Source organism: Bacillus sp. JK106, assembly GCF_053663355.1.
In genome coordinates this window covers 744,133-759,522 of sequence record NZ_JBSJQC010000002.1, presented here as the reverse complement: position 1 = coordinate 759,522, position 15,390 = coordinate 744,133, and the positions used below count along the sequence as shown (strand labels likewise).

At 45.2% G+C, this 15,390-nt stretch carries 19 protein-coding genes; all 19 read right to left on the bottom strand.

Going from position 1 to position 15,390, the window contains the following annotated elements; all coding sequences use genetic code 11:
- Positions 1 to 9: 9 nt before the first annotated feature.
- Positions 10 to 372 (bottom strand): chemotaxis protein CheY, encoded by a 363-nt coding sequence (cheY, locus tag ACWJJS_RS09275; protein WP_003154238.1) that lies wholly within the window; start codon positions 370 to 372, stop codon positions 10 to 12.
- A gap of 26 nt (positions 373 to 398) precedes the next feature.
- Positions 399 to 1,535 carry a flagellar motor switch phosphatase FliY gene (gene fliY / locus ACWJJS_RS09270; protein ID WP_070081822.1) on the bottom strand — a complete coding sequence of 379 codons (1,137 nt, stop codon included), beginning with the start codon at positions 1,533 to 1,535 and terminating at the stop codon, positions 399 to 401.
- Positions 1,525 to 2,523 carry a flagellar motor switch protein FliM gene (gene fliM, locus ACWJJS_RS09265; RefSeq protein ID WP_003154240.1) on the bottom strand — a complete coding sequence of 333 codons (999 nt, stop codon included), beginning with the start codon at positions 2,521 to 2,523 and terminating at the stop codon, positions 1,525 to 1,527. The genes fliY and fliM overlap by 11 nt, the downstream gene beginning before the upstream one ends.
- A 33-nt stretch (positions 2,524 to 2,556) precedes the next feature.
- A complete protein-coding gene (fliL, locus tag ACWJJS_RS09260; RefSeq protein WP_003154241.1) occupies positions 2,557 to 2,976 on the bottom strand; it encodes a flagellar basal body-associated protein FliL in 420 nt (139 codons plus the stop codon).
- Positions 2,973 to 3,188 carry a flagellar FlbD family protein gene (locus ACWJJS_RS09255; protein ID WP_003154243.1) on the bottom strand — a complete coding sequence of 72 codons (216 nt, stop codon included), beginning with the start codon at positions 3,186 to 3,188 and terminating at the stop codon, positions 2,973 to 2,975. The genes fliL and ACWJJS_RS09255 overlap by 4 nt, the downstream gene beginning before the upstream one ends.
- Positions 3,189 to 3,227: 39 nt before the next feature.
- Positions 3,228 to 4,004, bottom strand: a complete 777-nt coding sequence (flgG, locus tag ACWJJS_RS09250) for a flagellar basal body rod protein FlgG (RefSeq protein ID WP_003154244.1) — start codon at positions 4,002 to 4,004, stop codon at positions 3,228 to 3,230.
- A 24-nt stretch (positions 4,005 to 4,028) separates the two neighbouring features.
- Positions 4,029 to 4,469, bottom strand: coding sequence for a flagellar hook assembly protein FlgD (flgD, locus tag ACWJJS_RS09245; protein WP_003154247.1), 441 nt, complete (start codon positions 4,467 to 4,469; stop codon positions 4,029 to 4,031).
- The gene (locus ACWJJS_RS09240) at positions 4,470 to 5,813 is read right to left on the bottom strand and encodes a flagellar hook-length control protein FliK (protein ID WP_454023503.1); all 1,344 of its coding nucleotides are present in this window, start codon (positions 5,811 to 5,813) and stop codon (positions 4,470 to 4,472) included. It abuts the gene before it with no gap.
- 6 nt (positions 5,814 to 5,819) lie between these two features.
- Entirely contained in the window at positions 5,820 to 6,434 is a 615-nt protein-coding gene (locus ACWJJS_RS09235) for a MotE family protein (protein WP_015388236.1), read from the bottom strand.
- A gap of 11 nt (positions 6,435 to 6,445) precedes the next feature.
- Positions 6,446 to 6,889 carry a flagellar export protein FliJ gene (fliJ, locus tag ACWJJS_RS09230; protein ID WP_003154253.1) on the bottom strand — a complete coding sequence of 148 codons (444 nt, stop codon included), beginning with the start codon at positions 6,887 to 6,889 and terminating at the stop codon, positions 6,446 to 6,448.
- A gap of 5 nt (positions 6,890 to 6,894) precedes the next feature.
- Positions 6,895 to 8,211 carry a flagellar protein export ATPase FliI gene (gene fliI / locus ACWJJS_RS09225; protein WP_031379121.1) on the bottom strand — a complete coding sequence of 439 codons (1,317 nt, stop codon included), beginning with the start codon at positions 8,209 to 8,211 and terminating at the stop codon, positions 6,895 to 6,897.
- Positions 8,208 to 8,963 carry a flagellar assembly protein FliH gene (gene fliH, locus ACWJJS_RS09220; RefSeq protein ID WP_094246938.1) on the bottom strand — a complete coding sequence of 252 codons (756 nt, stop codon included), beginning with the start codon at positions 8,961 to 8,963 and terminating at the stop codon, positions 8,208 to 8,210. Before fliH ends, fliI begins: the two co-directional genes overlap by 4 nt.
- Positions 8,956 to 9,972, bottom strand: a complete 1,017-nt coding sequence (fliG, locus tag ACWJJS_RS09215; protein ID WP_003154256.1) for a flagellar motor switch protein FliG — start codon at positions 9,970 to 9,972, stop codon at positions 8,956 to 8,958. Before fliG ends, fliH begins: the two co-directional genes overlap by 8 nt.
- Before the next feature lie 12 nt (positions 9,973 to 9,984).
- Positions 9,985 to 11,595: a flagellar basal-body MS-ring/collar protein FliF gene (gene fliF / locus ACWJJS_RS09210; RefSeq protein WP_454023502.1), complete on the bottom strand. Its 1,611-nt coding sequence runs from the start codon at positions 11,593 to 11,595 to the stop codon at positions 9,985 to 9,987.
- A 42-nt stretch (positions 11,596 to 11,637) separates the two neighbouring features.
- Positions 11,638 to 11,958, bottom strand: a complete 321-nt coding sequence (gene fliE / locus ACWJJS_RS09205; RefSeq protein ID WP_454023501.1) for a flagellar hook-basal body complex protein FliE — start codon at positions 11,956 to 11,958, stop codon at positions 11,638 to 11,640.
- Positions 11,959 to 11,968: 10 nt separating this feature from the next.
- Complete coding sequence (flgC, locus tag ACWJJS_RS09200) at positions 11,969 to 12,421, bottom strand: flagellar basal body rod protein FlgC (protein WP_003154259.1); 453 nt, start codon at positions 12,419 to 12,421, stop codon at positions 11,969 to 11,971.
- Positions 12,421 to 12,810 (bottom strand): flagellar basal body rod protein FlgB, encoded by a 390-nt coding sequence (gene flgB, locus ACWJJS_RS09195; RefSeq protein ID WP_003154260.1) that lies wholly within the window; start codon positions 12,808 to 12,810, stop codon positions 12,421 to 12,423. The genes flgC and flgB overlap by 1 nt, the downstream gene beginning before the upstream one ends.
- 353 nt (positions 12,811 to 13,163) lie before the next feature.
- Positions 13,164 to 13,943, bottom strand: coding sequence for a GTP-sensing pleiotropic transcriptional regulator CodY (gene codY / locus ACWJJS_RS09190; protein ID WP_003154263.1), 780 nt, complete (start codon positions 13,941 to 13,943; stop codon positions 13,164 to 13,166).
- Positions 13,944 to 13,980: 37 nt separating this feature from the next.
- The gene (gene hslU, locus ACWJJS_RS09185; RefSeq protein WP_014305002.1) at positions 13,981 to 15,384 is read right to left on the bottom strand and encodes an HslU--HslV peptidase ATPase subunit; all 1,404 of its coding nucleotides are present in this window, start codon (positions 15,382 to 15,384) and stop codon (positions 13,981 to 13,983) included.
- Between the last annotated feature and the right edge of the window lie 6 nt (positions 15,385 to 15,390).

Here is a 15,390-nt window from a genome sequence, read left to right as displayed (position 1 = left end):
GTACACCCTTTAGCTTAATGTTTTATTAATGGCTTCAAGCACGCGGTCCGCTTGGAATGGTTTCACGATAAAGTCTTTTGCGCCGGCTTGAATGGCGTCAATAACCATTGACTGCTGGCCCATAGCCGAACACATGATGATTTTCGCCTGCGGATCGATCTGTTTAATTTCCTTTAGAGCTGTAATCCCGTCCATTTCAGGCATTGTAATATCCATTGTCACTAGGTCGGGGGAATGCTCTTTGAATTTTTCGACTGCCTGCGCTCCGTCTGAAGCTTCAGCTACAACGTCAAAACCGTTCTTCACTAAAATATCCTTGATCATCATTCTCATAAATGCTGCATCGTCTACAATTAAAATTCTGTGTGCCATAATCTGTTTCTCTCCTCTATGTTCGCTTATTTTAAATTGTTAAGGCGGTCTGCCTGACTTAAAATATCAGTGACTCTCACGCCGAAGTTTTCTTCTATGACAACGACCTCGCCCTTTGCCACGATCCGCTGGTTGACCAGGATGTCAACAGGTTCACCAGCCAGCTTGTCAAGCTCAATAATGCTTCCCGCAGAAAGTTCAAGGATTTCTTTGACGCTTCTCTTCGTTCTGCCGAGCTCAACCGTAACGGAAAGCGGAATATCCATCAGCATATCAAGGTTATTCCTTGATCCTTGCGCCGCTTCGTTATGATCAAACGCCTGGAATTCTACCGGAGCGACTTGAACAGGCGCAGCTTTTTTTGCGGTTCCCTGTCTCTTCGGAAGCTCGGGTTTTGCCTGCGGCTCCGGCTGCATGGCAGGTTCCGGCTGCGGCGTTTCGTATGTTTCCTGTGGTTCTGATACGGTTTCTGCGGCCTCTGACTCATGCTGGTCTGCAGTCATCAGTTCTGCGATCAGATCTTTCGCAAACGTAATCGGATAAAGCTGCATGATGCTCGAATCGATTAATTCACCGACTTTCAGACGGAATGACACTTTTACGAGCAGGTCATCCTCAGGTATTCTGTCGGTCCCTTTTTCTTCCGTCACATCCAGAAGTTCAACCCTTGGCGGAGAAATGTCAATCTTTTTACTGAATACGGTCGACATTGACGTAGCAGCCGAGCCCATCATTTGATTCATTGCTTCCTGCACGGCGCTCAGGTGGATTTCACCGAGTGACGGATCGGCGCCCCGGCCGTCTCCGCCGATCATCAAATCCGCAATGATGGCCGCGTCGCTTTGTTCGACGACGAGCAAATTGCTGCCGTCAAAGCCTTCTGTGTAGTTCACTTCAATGGCAACATACGGATGAGGAAATTCATCACTGATTTTGCTTTTTGAAATGACGGTCACACTCGGCGTCGTAATGTCCACTTTTTGATTTAAAAGAGTGGACAGCGCCGTAGCCGAGCTGCCGAACGAAATATTCCCGATTTCTCCGATCGCATCGCGCTCAAGTTCAGACAAGTTCGCCCCTTGAGGCTGTTCTGTATCCTCTGACTGACTGCTTGTGCCGTTAAGAAGAGCATCGATTTCATCTTGAGATAATCTATTGTTCATCTTGTTCACCTCTTATGTCGTGATCTAAAATTTGCACTGCCTGTCTTCGATTCACCCGGCCGGCCTGCCCTAAAAACTTCGGTTTGTTTCCGACCAATACAGTAAGAGGATCAGTCACTGATTTGTCCAGAGTTATACAGTCTCCGACTTCCAAACTTAAAAATTCTTCTATTGTCAGTTCAGAAGCGCCCAAGAGAGCCACAACGGGAATTTGAGCCGTCATGATGCGCTTTTCAAGCAGCTTCGTTTCTTCGGGCTTCGCTTCATTCCGGTCTGATTGCATCCAATAATGTACGGAAAGCTTAGGGATAATCGGCTCAAGTACGACATGGGGAATACAAAGATTAATGACACCGCTGATTTCACCTATCTGTGTATTGAGAGAAATGACAACGACTGTTTCATTTGGGGAAACCATCTGTACAAACTGAGGATTCACTTCAAATTCAGTCATTTCAGGGTCAATATCAGCAATTGATTGCCAAGCTTCTTTGTAGTTGCCCAGTGCATTTTCAAATAAGTTAGAAATAATATTCGTTTCAATTTCCGTAAGGCTGTCAGCTTTGTTATGAGTGATGCCGATGCCTCCCATGACGCGGTCCAGCATTGCGTATGCGATGGTGGGATTAACCTCCATCATGATTCTGCCTTCCATCGGATGAACATCGAATAAATTTAAAATCGTCATGTTCGGTATGGAACGGATAAATTCTTCATACGGCACCTGGTCAACTGAGCTGACGGATATATGAATATACGTTCTGAGCTTGGCGGAAAAGTGTGTTGTGAGAAGCCTCGCAAAGTTATCATGTATCCGGGTTAAACTGCGTATCTGATCTTTCGAGAATCTGAGAGCCCGTTTAAAATCATATACCTTTACTTTTTTCTCTTTAACTTCCTTTTTCAGCTCTTCCGCATCCGCCTCACCCGTGGAAATGGCGGAAAGCAGTGCGTCTATTTCATTTTGGGAGAGAACTTCTCCTGACATTTTCTTCACCTCCGTATTCTGTCAAATTTGTTTTTATTGCAGATTAAAGGAGGTAATGTACACTTTCTGAACTTTTCCTTCTTGGAGATAGCTGTTTACTTTCTCTTTTAATGATTGTTTAAACGCTTCTCTTCCTTTATCTCCCTCAATCTCTCCGGCGCTTGTGTCAGCTAAAATGGAAATGATGTTGTCTTTCACCTGAAAATCGCGTTTTTCAAGTTCTTCCTTCGCTTTAGCCGAGTCGGTTTCAAGCTTGATGCCGATACGGATGATGCTGTCAGACTTTAAGTTTGTCGTGATATCGTCGACAGACACAGTGGCTGCAACGACTTCGTCAATTGTCGGCTTTTTATCTTTGCCGGAGTGTCCGCTGACGACAAAATATGCTGCCGTTCCGAGGCCGGCGATGACAATTAAAATAATCAGCAAAATGATGACTAATTTTTTCTTCATTCTTCTTCCTCTATTCCCTGATCCAGTGAAAATATTTGTATGCTATGGTAAAACGATATGACTTTTTTGAGAACTGCTTCTTCCGGTTCTTTCACTACGAACTTTTTGCCGTTGGACAGTGTAATCGTCGTGTCGGGGAAGCACTCAATCTGTTCGATAAACAGCGCATTCAGCGTAAAAGGCTGGCCGTTTAAACGGGTGACTTGAATCATGCAATCCGGAGAAGCGGCCTAACCGCCTCTCCTCCCTCCTTACCGTTTCAGATTAACCAGCTCCTGAAGGATTTCATCTGAAGTCGTAATGATTTTTGAGTTTGATTGGAAACCGCGCTGAGCAACGATCATTTCGGTAAATTCATCTGTCAGATCTACGTTTGACATTTCAAGATAGCCTGCCAAAAGCTTACCCGTTCCGTTTTCGCCCGGAGTGGTGACTGCGCTCGCAGCTCCTGAACTTAATGATTCTCTGTAAAGATTGCCTCCGATTTTTTCCAGACCGGCGCTGTTAGGGAACGTGACCAGACCGATTTGTCCGGCATCATGAACCGCATCCCCTGCATCAGTGTATGTAACGGTTCCGTCTGCACCGATGCTGTAATCTTTCGCATCAGTCGGAATATTGATTTTGCCGCCGCCGATTTTTTCAAGGTAGTACCCGTCAGTCGTAACAAGGTTGCCTTGATTGTCCTTTCCGAAATTCCCCGCACGTGTGTAAACGATTCCCGAACCTGTATTAATCTGAAAGTAGCCGTCTCCGTCAATGGCTAGGTCGGTTTTATTCTGTGTAGCCTGCGGGGCGCCGGTTGAATGAACGACATCAATGGAAGAAGTCGCGGCACCCAAGCCGATTTGTTTTGAATTGGTCACGTTTGAACCGCCGGCGACTGTCTGGCTGATCATATCTTTAAATGTAACGCGGCTTTTCTTAAATCCCACTGTGTTGACATTGGCGATGTTATTGCCGATTACATCTAGTTTTGTCTGAAAGTTTTTCATGCCGCTGATACCGGAATATAATGAACGTAACATGTTAAATTCCCCCTGGGTTTCTTTTTATTTAGATGTTTCGCTGACGGCCGTGACATTCCACGGACTGACCTCTTTGCCATTTTCAAGCACGAGCACGTAATTGCCGTTTGAATGCTTGACTGAATTGACTGGGCTTGTCTGATCCTTCCCGTCGCTGTCGCTGAATGTGACATTTTTGCCGATCCAGTTCACATACATCGTAAACGGATCTTGATTTTCTACAAATTTAGTCATCGTCGTATTCATATTCATCATTTGTTCCAATGAAGAAAATGTCGCCATCTGGCTGATGAATTCTTTGTCATCAACCGGATTGAGCGGGTCCTGGTTTTGAACCTGTGTCATTAAGATCTTCAGAAATTCGTCTTTCCCTAAATTCGTACTGCTGTTTACTGCGGAGGTGCTCTTCGCGTTTGAAGTGGTTGAAGCGCCCGCCGCGGCATAATCCGAGTTTACTGATGTCAACTATTCTTCCTCCATTTCATTGAGAGAAAGCTCCTCCAGCATATCTCCGAAATCGCCTGACTGCTGCTGGTTCTTCTGCTCTCTCTGTCCCTGATGCTGCTGTTTATTGTGATCGGCCGTCTGCCCGTAATCAGGCTGCTGATCCCCGCCTTGAAGCGGGACTGTAAAACGGTCGATCTGGACCGACATATTCGGAAGCGACTGTTTCAGCTGAGGAAGATGCTGTTCCAGCAGCTCTTTCGCGGACTGGCTGGATGCGATTATTTTGCTTTGAAACATCCCGTTTTCGTTTGTCACCTTAATTGTGACAAATCCGAGGTTCTCGGGATTAAGACGAATCGTAAAGCTTCCGGTTGTTTTCCCGAAAGGCGTGTATTTCATCTGTTTCCAGCCGCTGATGACCTGATCCGTTAACGGTTTATTTTCTGCCGGCTGCTGTTCAGCTCCTGCGGACGCTTGCTGAATGCCGGCAAGGCTTCTCGTTCCCGAAAACAGTATATGTGCAGACAATTTGCTGTCAGGCGCCTTTGCGTGAGAAACCGTGCCGCCGTTTTGCTGTTCCGTTTTCCCGGCTGACTCTTGGGATGATTCAGATGATTGAGATAACACAAAAGCTTTCAGCTCAGTTTCAGCCATATCCCATTCCTTTGTTCCCTTTTGAGAAAGGCCCGCAAGCTGCTCCGCGACGCTTTGAAAGCTCTTCAGCTCAGCGGCTGTCATGGCGTAAAGTTTAGATGCAGATTCGTTTTTCGGAAAAAATGTCTGCCGCAGGTCTTGAATCACGCGGTCCGGAACGCCTTGTTTTTTCAATGCCTCTAATAAACGGGCGCCTTCCCGGTAAACCGCCTTTGCCTGCGTGCTGTCAGGCAGTTCCTGCTGAGATGTGAAGAGCCGGGATACGGCTTCTTGAATGAAAAGCAGGCCCTTCTCAAGCGCATCCTTGACGGAATCCCCGTCTTTTTCGGAAGAATCCGGCTCATCCGTTTCAGGCTTCGTCTCATGCTGTTTTCCCGCTAACATGTCTTCAACGGATTCGGCAAGCTGTTTCAATAAAGGAAGAGCTGTTTCAGCTGTCTGCTTTCCTTCAAGAGCTTTTACCGCCTCAAGCAGCTGTTTAAGCTGCAATTCTTTATCTTCCGGGCCGGCTTTCAGCCAATCACCGATTTTCGATAGGGCGTCATTCAGCTCTGCGTCACTTGTTTTTGTTTCATCTCCGGGCTGCCGGGGAGAAGTGATTTCCGACAGGAGCCAGTTCTGAAATAGACCTAAGCTGTTTTCATTCATCTTCACATTGCTGTTTTGCGCAGTCTGCGTACGATTACCCGTTAATTCAAGCAGCTTCAACTTACATCACTCCTTATTTCCGTCAGCGGATAGTTTTTCTGTATATTTAGCCGCTTGTTCAGGAGTCATTTTCGTCAAGATTTCAGCAAGCTGCTTTTTACTTAATCCATTTAAAATATCGAGGGCTTCTTTTTCTTTCAGCTTTACGATAATGCTTGCCGCTTTACCGCTGTCCATACTTTTATAGATGTTGATCATTTTATCTTTTCCGGCTGAATCCGAAGCGTCTTTTTTTGTTTCATCCGTCTTCGTTTTCTGCTGCTGTTCAGCTTCCTGTTTCAGCGAACGGATTTTCTGATTCAGATTATCGATTTCGGACTTGCTTGTGTCTAAATCTTTATTCAAAATGTTAATTTCACTTTTTTGTTCCTTTATGGTCTTTTCAAGAGAAGCCGTTCTGTCTTCCTTCTGCTTTTCCGCCGCGCTTTTCATTTCTTTCGTTTCGGGAACCAATTCTTTTAAAACAGGCGTTTTAGCGGCTGTTTCCTGAATCGGCTTCATCACATCAACGCCGGCAGCCCAAAGGATGATGCTTGCGACGATGATCAGAAAAATCAGCGGGATCATGATAAAAAGCAGGATTGAACCGAACTTTCCAGATCTCTTTTCTTTATCGGCCATTTCATTCGCTCCTAATGCCCCTGAATCATAAACTGCTTGATTGAAATGTCGTCCATTTCCCTCATCTCTGCAGCTTTATCTTCAAGTGCGAACATATTAAATTGTTTTTCCCGCATTTTTTCAAATTTCTTTACTTCAATGTTTTTTTCGGTGAGCTGTTCCTGCTTCTCATTCATTTCATTTCGTTTCATAATGACAAGCTTTTGATAATGGTAGATGGTGTTCTCAAGGTTGGAAACGAATTGCTGATAATGTCTCATTTCCTGAACGCTCATCCCGCATTTCAGCTTTGATTCTTTGTCTTTTTCGAGCAATTCTTTTTTGCTCATATTTTCATATAGTTTTTCAGCCACTGTCTCAAATTCAGAAACCGATTGTCTGTATTCAGTCAATGTTTGGTCTTTTTCATTTTCTTTTAATTCCAGCAGCTTTTGAAATCTGAATTGGTAAGCCATGATGTTTATTCCTCATTTCCTGTCAGACTCGTCAATGCCGCAATGCTGTCTTCCAATTGAGCAGGTTCTTCCGTTCCTTGTTTTAAAAATTGAATAAGCTGCGGATAAAACTGAATCGCTTCATCAATTTCTCTTGATGACCCTCTTTTGTAAGCTCCGATATTAATGAGATCTTCAGAGTTTTGATAAGTTGACAGAAGATCACGGAATTTGTTGGCCGCCTCTATGTGCGCTGTGTCTGAAATATTAGACATGACCCTGCTGATGCTTTTCAGGATGTTCACGGCCGGAAACTGCCCCTTGTTGGCCAGCGCCCGGTCGAGAACGATATGCCCGTCTAATATTCCGCGCACCGTATCGGCAATCGGTTCGTTCATGTCATCTCCGTCAACGAGAACCGTATAAAAAGCGGTTATCGTTCCTTGTTCATTCGCGCCCGTTCTTTCCAGCAAACGGGGCAAAATAGCGAACACAGAAGGTGTATATCCTTTTGTTGTCGGCGGTTCTCCCGCTGCCAGGCCGATTTCCCGCTGAGCCATCGCGACCCTCGTGACGGAGTCCATCATGAACATCACATTCCGGCCTTTATCGCGGAAATACTCCGCAATGGCGGTGGCCGTATACGCCGCTTTCAATCGCATTAACGCAGGCTGATCAGAGGTCGCGACTACGACTATCGAGCGTTTCAGGCCTTCTTCGCCTAAATCCTTCTCAATGAATTCACGCACCTCGCGCCCCCGTTCACCGACAAGTGCGATAATGTTTAAATCAGCTTCAGTCTGCTTCGCAATCATTCCCATCAAGGTGCTTTTCCCGACTCCGCTTCCGGCAAAAATCCCGATTCTCTGCCCTTTTCCTACCGTCAGCAGACTGTCAATCGATCTGACGCCGACACCCATCTTTTCCCGTATCGGCGGGCGTTTCATCGGGTTTGGCGGCTGCTGTTCTGTCGAAACGGGGGACAAACCTTTCGGAAGCGCCCGGCCGTCAAGAGGTTCGCCGAACGCGTCGACAACTTGTCCGATTAACCCCGCCCCTACTTTGATGCGGAGCGACTCGCCAGTGGCCTCCACAATGCTGCCCGGCGCGATACTGGCTGCTTCCAGATAAGGCATTAACAGAATGTTTTCATCCTGGAAGCCTACAACCTCAGCTTTAATCGCTTTTTTTGCATGGCCTTTCGGATAAATGAGACAAACATCTCCGATTGAGCTTTCGGGCCCTTTTGATTCAATCATCAGCCCGATGACCCGTTTAACCTTGCCGTAGCGTTTGTACGGATCCGCTGTTTCAATTGAGTCTATTAAATACTGTGTCTTCATTGCTCCGCTCCCGCCTCAAGCGCCGTTAAAAGTTTTTGCTTTAATTGCATCAGCTGGGTGTCTATGCCTGCATCAACACGTCCGAACGGAGTTTCTATCGAGCACGTTCCCTTTGCGGCTTTTTCATCGGCATATAAGCTTAATCTGCATTCTTTGTATAACAGCTGCTGAATTTCGTCCATATGCTGATGAACCGTCTCATAATATTCAGGGTCCACATAGATGGAGATGTCATCATAATCTTTTACTTCGGCTACTACCTGTTTGACCAGCAGAAGGAAAGCCTCTTTATCGTCACTTTTTTGCCGCCAGACTTTTTTAGCGAGCGCAACGGAAAGCTCAATAATTTCTTCTTCAGCGCTTTCCAGTTTTTCCTCGACTGACTGTCTCGCCATTTCCATAACGGCATTGGCCCGGCTGATGAGATTGGCATATTCAGCTTGAGCATCGGCTTTTCCCAATGCCATGCCTTCTTTATATCCTTCTGCCTTCGCTTCTTCCATCAATCTTTGTTTTTCTTCCGCCCAGCGGTTTTTCTCTTCTTCAATCTGCCGAAGAGTGTGATCCAATTGATTTTTCGCTTCTTCAGACACCCTGTCGGCTTCGGCCTTGGCAAAGGCCATGAGCGCCTCCGGATTTTCAAGTTCCTCCCGGTCTGGCTGGGAATGTGTTTTCCTGACTTCCTGCAAGGAAAGCTTGCGCCGTTTTTGTTCAGGAGAAAATGATGATTGCTGTTTAATGATATTAGACAATAATATCGTCTCCTCCGCCTCGCGCGATTACAATTTCTCCGGCTTCTTCCAGCTTGCGGACGACGCCCACGATTCTTGATTGCGCCTCTTCCACATCACGCAAACGCACAGGCCCCATAATTTCCATTTCCTCTTTAAACGTTTCAACCATACGCTGTGACATATTGCTGAAGACGATCTCTTTGACTTCCTCGCTCGCAACCTTCAATGAAAGCAGGAGGTCGTCGTTTTCAACGTCTCTGATCACGCGCTGAATCGCACGGTTATCAAGGGTGACAATATCTTCAAAGACAAACATCCGTTTTTTGATTTCATCCGCCAATTCAGGATCTTGGATTTCTAATGAATCAAGGATCGTTTTTTCCGTTCCTCTGTCTACACCGTTTAACACTTCAACAACGGCTTCTATGCCGCCGGTCTGCGTATAATCCTGCGTAAAGGAGGAGGACAGCTTTTGTTCAAGGACCCGCTCCACTTCATTTATGATTTCGGGAGACGTTCTGTCCATAACCGCAATCCTTCTTGCCACCTCAGCCTGAACGTCCGGGTTCAGCTCAGACAAAATCTGTCCGGCCTGCACCGGGTCAAGGTAGGATAAAATCAGCGCCATCGTTTGCGGATGTTCCTGCTGAATGAAATTTAAAATCTGTTCGGGCTCCGCTTTTCTCGCAAAATCAAACGGCTTTACCTGCAAAGAAGAGGTGAGCCTGTTTAAAATGCTTACCGCTTTGTCTTCTCCGAGCGCTTTTTCAAGCACTTGGCGGGCGTAATTTAAACCGCCTTGTGAAATATAGTCCTGAGCGATTGCGATATTATGAAATTCTTCAATGATTTCATCTTTTCTTTGATGATCGACGCTTCTGACTCCCGAAATCTCGAGAGTCAATCTTTCAATTTCTTCTTCAGACAAATGCTTGTACACAGAAGCTGATACATCAAGGCCTAAGGAAATCATGAGGATGGCTGCTTTTTGTTTTCCTGTAAGCTTGTTCTGATCACGTTTCGCCATTTTCCATTCCCCCTAATCCTCGTCCAGCCAGCTTCGAAGCAATTTAGCAAAGTCTTCCGGTTTTTCTTTAGCCATTTTTTCAAGCTGTTTTCGTCTGACTGTTTCTTCCGTTTCAATTTTCTCTTCGTTGATATCAGGCAATCGAACCGGCTCCGGCGGTGTTTCATATTCATATTCTTCGTATTCATCCTCTTGTGAGCGTTTCTTTCTGATGAGGAGAATAATAAGCAGAATAATGGCCGCAAGCAGTACGCCGCCTGTAATGTATACCCAGATCGGAAGACCTGAAGATTGTGCCGAATCTGTGTTCAGGCTTGTTTTTCCGTCAAACGGCTGAACGGATACAACGATTTTATTGTTGATATCATTGTCTGTCAGGTTTTGATTTTGCGTTTCGTTTTTATCAAGAGACGTTCTGACGACCGTTCCTAAAATCTTCTGTATATCAGCCTGTCTCTGTGCTGATAAGGAAGCGGCATTTTTCGGATTAGGCGGCTCCACCATGACTTGAATGCCTAAATCACGCACTTTATACGGGCTTTCCGCGATTTCTTTATGAATACGGTTGACTTCATAGTTGATTTTATTGCTGCTTTTTTCGTAGTCCCCGCTGTTTGAACCGCCGTTTGTCTCAGCATAGTTCACGGTGTCATTGCTTCCCGTTCCGGCCGTGCCGCCGTTGGCCGCGCCGTCGCCTTTATACGTTTCCGCAACTTTTTCGGCGCTTACCGCTATGCCTTCCATGTTATCTTTATCGACAGGTTCGACAGTGTCTTCAGTGCGTTTTTCCTTCGTGAAGTCAATATCCGCCGTTACGGAAACAACGACCTTATCCTGCCCCATCATTGTGCCGAGCAGTGACTGAACATGTTTTTGAATGTCCTTTTCGACCTGCGACTTAATACCTTGCTGAGATGCATAACTGTCAGAAACGGACCCTGCACCGCTGTCACTTTTGTCATAATATGTAGAATTTTGATCCATTATGACGATATTATCTTCTTTTAAGTTCGGAACACTTTTAGAAACGAGATGGTACAGCCCGTTGATCTGGTTTTGATCAAGCGAGTAGCCCGGTTTCATCTGCAAAACGATAGATGCGGACGCTGCCGGCTGATCTTCACCGACGAACACGGCTTCTTTCGGCATATTGATCATGACCTTCGAGCTTTTAATACCGTCCATTTCATTTATCAGGTTTGACAATTCGGTCTGAGTCGCCTCAACCTTTAAAACGTCAAACTCATTATCTGTCAGGCCGAAGCCCGCATTTTGTCCGAAAAACGAATAATCAATTGATCCCGTTTTCGGCAGGCCTTCCGCGGCAAGCTGGACTTTAAGCGAATCCACTTGGCTCTCAGGAACCTTAATGACCGTGCCGCCGTCAGCAAGTTCAGAAGACACCTTTTTCGTATCGAGCTCTTCTTTAATCTTCCCCGCTTCTTCCGCGGACAAATCTTTATAAAGAGGCACCATCTTTTCAGACGAAGTAAAAATAATAACGACGATGAGTAAAATAATGAATGCGGCCAAGCCGCTTACCATGAGTATCTTCTGTGTTTTTGATCTGTTGTTCCAAAACGCTGCCGTTTTGGTTTTCATTTGCATTAGAGTACGATTCATGTTAACCCCCGGTCATTCCAGTCATTCTCTTCAATCTGACCACTACATCTGCATTCTCATGATTTCCTGATAGGCTTCTACGGCTTTATTGCGGAATTCGGTAGCGGCCGTCAGAGAGATATTTGCTTTTTGGGTAGCGATCATGACCTCGTCAAGGTTTACATCCTTTCCTGCAGCCAGTTCGTTCGTTATTTGGTCAGATTTTACTTGTGACTCATTTAACGAATCAATAGAGTTTTTTAAAAGCTCCGAAAAGCTTGTTTGGTTTGAAGAATCAGTTTTTTGAGTTTGGTTTAATTGATTCGTTACGTTTTGAGTGTTTTGGGTTTGTTGAAGCTGAAAAGGAGTAATAGCGTTAACCACTTACATCACCTTACTTTCCGATTTCTAAAGCCTTCAAAAGCATGCCTTTGGAGGCGTTTAATGCAGTTACGTTTGCTTCATATGATCTCGTGCTGCTGACAAGATCCACCATTTCTTTTAATGGGTCTACATTTGGTTTTTGCACATATCCGTCTTTATTCGCATCAGGATTCTCCGGATCATAAACGAGATTAAAAGCGGACGGGTCTTCCGTAACGCCAGATACCTTTACGCCATTTCCAGCGCTTCCTGTTCCGTTCATCTTGGAATGTAAAAGGGACGAAAATGATTCGCCTCCGGATTGGAGAGATACCAGCTTTCTTCTGTAAGGCACCCATTCGCCATTTACCTGCTTCGCTCTCGTTGTATCCATATTGGCCAGGTTGGACGATACGACGTCCATCCGGACACGCTGTGCAGTTAAAGCGGAGCCCGAAATATTTAAGCTTTGAAAGCCACTCATTATTTTCCTCCTGTCAAGACGGTTTTCAGAGAATTGAATTTGCCGCTCATTCTTTCAACCAAAGCCTGATAATTAATTTGGTTTTCGGCTAAATCTGTCATTTCTTTGTCGATATCGACATTGTTTCCGTTTTGCTGGTACGATGTATCACTGCTGGACACGATAGAATAATCGTCCCCTGAACCCGTAAAGTCAACGTGCCGATAGTCGGTTTTTACCGCCTCAAGATTGGATGTTTCCTGATCTAACAAATTTCGGAAAGAGACTTTTTTTGCCTTATAGTTCGGTGTATCTATATTGGCGATGTTATTAGTTAAGACTTTTTGCTTAATGTCCGCTCTCCCCAAGGCATTCTCAAGATTTTGTATAGTTCCAGAAAATAAGTCCAAATCCACTTACCTCCATTTCAGATATTTTTCTCCTAAAAATCCTTGTCGAGAATTGTAAAACCATATGCTTATTGTAAGAAATAACAGGCTTAAAGTCTATGAAGTTAGGCTAAAAAAAAGTGCTCAATTATATCTATTTTGCATGTAGGTATTAAGTCCTAGAGTATTTGGACTACAAGCATTTGTTTAATATAAGACTGAAAATAGCAGAATTTCTGTATCTTCCTCCTTTTTTCACACAGCAAGATGGATTATCTCAGATCAGCTTCCAATAAGCAACTTTAAACTGCAACTTTTCACCTATTGTCCATAAAAAAAGCAGGACCCCCATTTTCAGGGATCCTGCTTTTGTCTTAATGAGATTTAAGGTTTTCCAATTCAATAAGGAATTTGTTGTTCAGAACTTTAATGTACGTCCCCTTCATTCCCAGTGATCTGGATTCAATGACGCCTGCGCTTTCCAGCTTTCTCAGCGCGTTAACGATTACTGAACGCGTAATGCCGACACGGTCCGCAATCTTACTTGCCACAAGCAAGCCTTCGTTTCCGTCAAGCTCTTCAAAGATATGCTCAATCGCTTCAAGTTCACTGTAAGACAGAGAACTGATCGCCATTTGAACAACCGCTTTGCTTCGCGCCTCTTCTTCGATTTCTTCCGCTTTTTCTCTTAAAATCTCCATTCCTACAACGGTTGCCCCGTATTCAGCAAGAATGAGATCATCATCTTCAAATTGATCCTGCAGACGGGACAGAATCAGCGTGCCCAGTCTCTCTCCTCCGCCGATGATCGGCACGATCGTTGTTAAGCCCGCTTGGAACAGGTCTCTGTTTTCCACAGGAAACGCCGTGTATTCGCTGTTGATATCAAGGTTTGAAGACGTCTCCGGAACATTGAACAGATTTCTCGTGTACTCTTCCGGGAACTGGCGGTCTTCAAGCATTTTTTTCATGCGGTCATTTTCAATCTGCTGATTAATAGAGTAGCCCAAAAGCTTTCCTCTGCGGCTGACGACGAAAATATTAGAATCAATGACGTCACGAAGCGTTTCAGCCATTTCTTTAAAGTTTACGGGTTTGCCTGCCGCAGCCTGCAGCATGCTGTTAATAATTCGTGTTTTTTGTAGTAAAGCCATGATAAATAATCCTCCTAGAATTCCTCTTATTAAATTTTCACAATATAAATTGACTTAGATCTTTGTTGTTTGCAATCGTTCCGAGCTTTTCTTCAACGTATTGCGGCGTGATGGCGACTTTTTCCATCGTCACGTCCGGCGCTTCAAACGACAGGTCTTCCAAGAGACGTTCCAATATCGTGTGAAGCCTTCTCGCTCCGATGTTGTCCGTGTCCTGATTCACATGATAAGCCACTTCGGCGATCTTACGAATAGCTTCGTCAGAAAATTCAAGAGATATACCTTCTGTCTGCAATAAAGCCTGATATTGTTTTAACAGCGCGTTATCGGGTTCGACGAGAATCTTCACAAAATCATCCACCGTCAGCTTGCTCAATTCTACACGAATCGGAAAGCGGCCCTGCAGCTCCGGTATCAGATCAGACGGTTTGGCCATATGGAATGCCCCGGCTGCGATAAACAGCACGTGATCTGTTTTGACGGAGCCGTATTTCGTGACGACGGTAGATCCTTCGACAATCGGAAGGATATCTCTTTGAACGCCTTCTCTCGATACATCTGCTGAGGAAGAAGCCCCTCCGTTTTTTGCGATTTTATCTATTTCGTCAATAAAGATAATGCCGCCCTCTTCAGCTCTTAACACGGCCTCTTGGCCGACTTCATCCATATCGATTAATTTGCCTGCCTCTTCATTGGTCAGAACCTTCCTTGCTTCTCTGACCGTCATTTTGCGGCGTTTTTTCTTTTTCGGCATCAGATTGCTCAGCGCATCCTGCATATTCATGCCCATCTGCTCCATCCCGGAGCCTTGCAGCATGTCAAACATCGACGGCTGCTGCTCTTCCACCTCTACGGAGACGTAATGGTCTTCGAGCTCTCCCAATGCGAGCTGATGCGCCATGCGTTTTCTTTTTTCTTCAAGGCTTGCTTCTTCCTGCTGGTCGGCTTCATCATCATTTGCCGTCTGGCTTCCTCCGAAAAGCATTTCAAACGGATTTTTCACACCCGCTTGTTTTTTCTTTCCCGGAACGAGAAGCCGCACTATACGTTTGTTTGCATTTTCTTCAGCCTGTTCTTTCACTTCGCTGATTTTTTCTTCTTTAATGAGCCGCACGGATGTCTCAACAAGGTCTCTGACCATTGATTCGACATCTCTGCCTACATAGCCGACTTCTGTAAATTTTGTCGCTTCAATTTTTATAAATGGCGCACCGGTAAGCTTGGCGATCCGTCTGGCGATCTCTGTTTTCCCTACCCCGGTCGGGCCCATCATCAGGATGTTTTTGGGAACGATCTCGTCTCTCAGTTTTTCATCAAGAAGACTTCTGCGATAGCGGTTTCTTAATGCCACGGCGACAGCTTTTTTCGCATCCTGCTGTCCTACAATGTATTGATCCAACCGATCTACGATTTGTCTCGGTGTTAACGGTTTGTTTTCCATGCGCCT

Coding starts and splice junctions, on each gene's coding strand:
- cheY (WP_003154238.1), bottom strand. CDS start 372: ATGGCACACAGAATTTTAATTGTAGACGATGCAGCATTTATGAGAATG.
- fliY (WP_070081822.1), bottom strand. CDS start 1,535: ATGAACAATAGATTATCTCAAGATGAAATCGATGCTCTTCTTAACGGC.
- fliM (WP_003154240.1), bottom strand. CDS start 2,523: ATGTCAGGAGAAGTTCTCTCCCAAAATGAAATAGACGCACTGCTTTCC.
- fliL (WP_003154241.1), bottom strand. CDS start 2,976: ATGAAGAAAAAATTAGTCATCATTTTGCTGATTATTTTAATTGTCATC.
- ACWJJS_RS09255 (WP_003154243.1), bottom strand. CDS start 3,188: ATGATTCAAGTCACCCGTTTAAACGGCCAGCCTTTTACGCTGAATGCG.
- flgG (WP_003154244.1), bottom strand. CDS start 4,004: ATGTTACGTTCATTATATTCCGGTATCAGCGGCATGAAAAACTTTCAG.
- ACWJJS_RS09235 (WP_015388236.1), bottom strand. CDS start 6,434: ATGGCCGATAAAGAAAAGAGATCTGGAAAGTTCGGTTCAATCCTGCTT.
- fliJ (WP_003154253.1), bottom strand. CDS start 6,889: ATGGCTTACCAATTCAGATTTCAAAAGCTGCTGGAATTAAAAGAAAAT.
- fliI (WP_031379121.1), bottom strand. CDS start 8,211: ATGAAGACACAGTATTTAATAGACTCAATTGAAACAGCGGATCCGTAC.
- fliG (WP_003154256.1), bottom strand. CDS start 9,972: ATGGCGAAACGTGATCAGAACAAGCTTACAGGAAAACAAAAAGCAGCC.
- fliF (WP_454023502.1), bottom strand. CDS start 11,595: ATGAATCGTACTCTAATGCAAATGAAAACCAAAACGGCAGCGTTTTGG.
- flgC (WP_003154259.1), bottom strand. CDS start 12,421: ATGAGTGGCTTTCAAAGCTTAAATATTTCGGGCTCCGCTTTAACTGCA.
- codY (WP_003154263.1), bottom strand. CDS start 13,943: ATGGCTTTACTACAAAAAACACGAATTATTAACAGCATGCTGCAGGCT.
- hslU (WP_014305002.1), bottom strand. CDS start 15,384: ATGGAAAACAAACCGTTAACACCGAGACAAATCGTAGATCGGTTGGAT.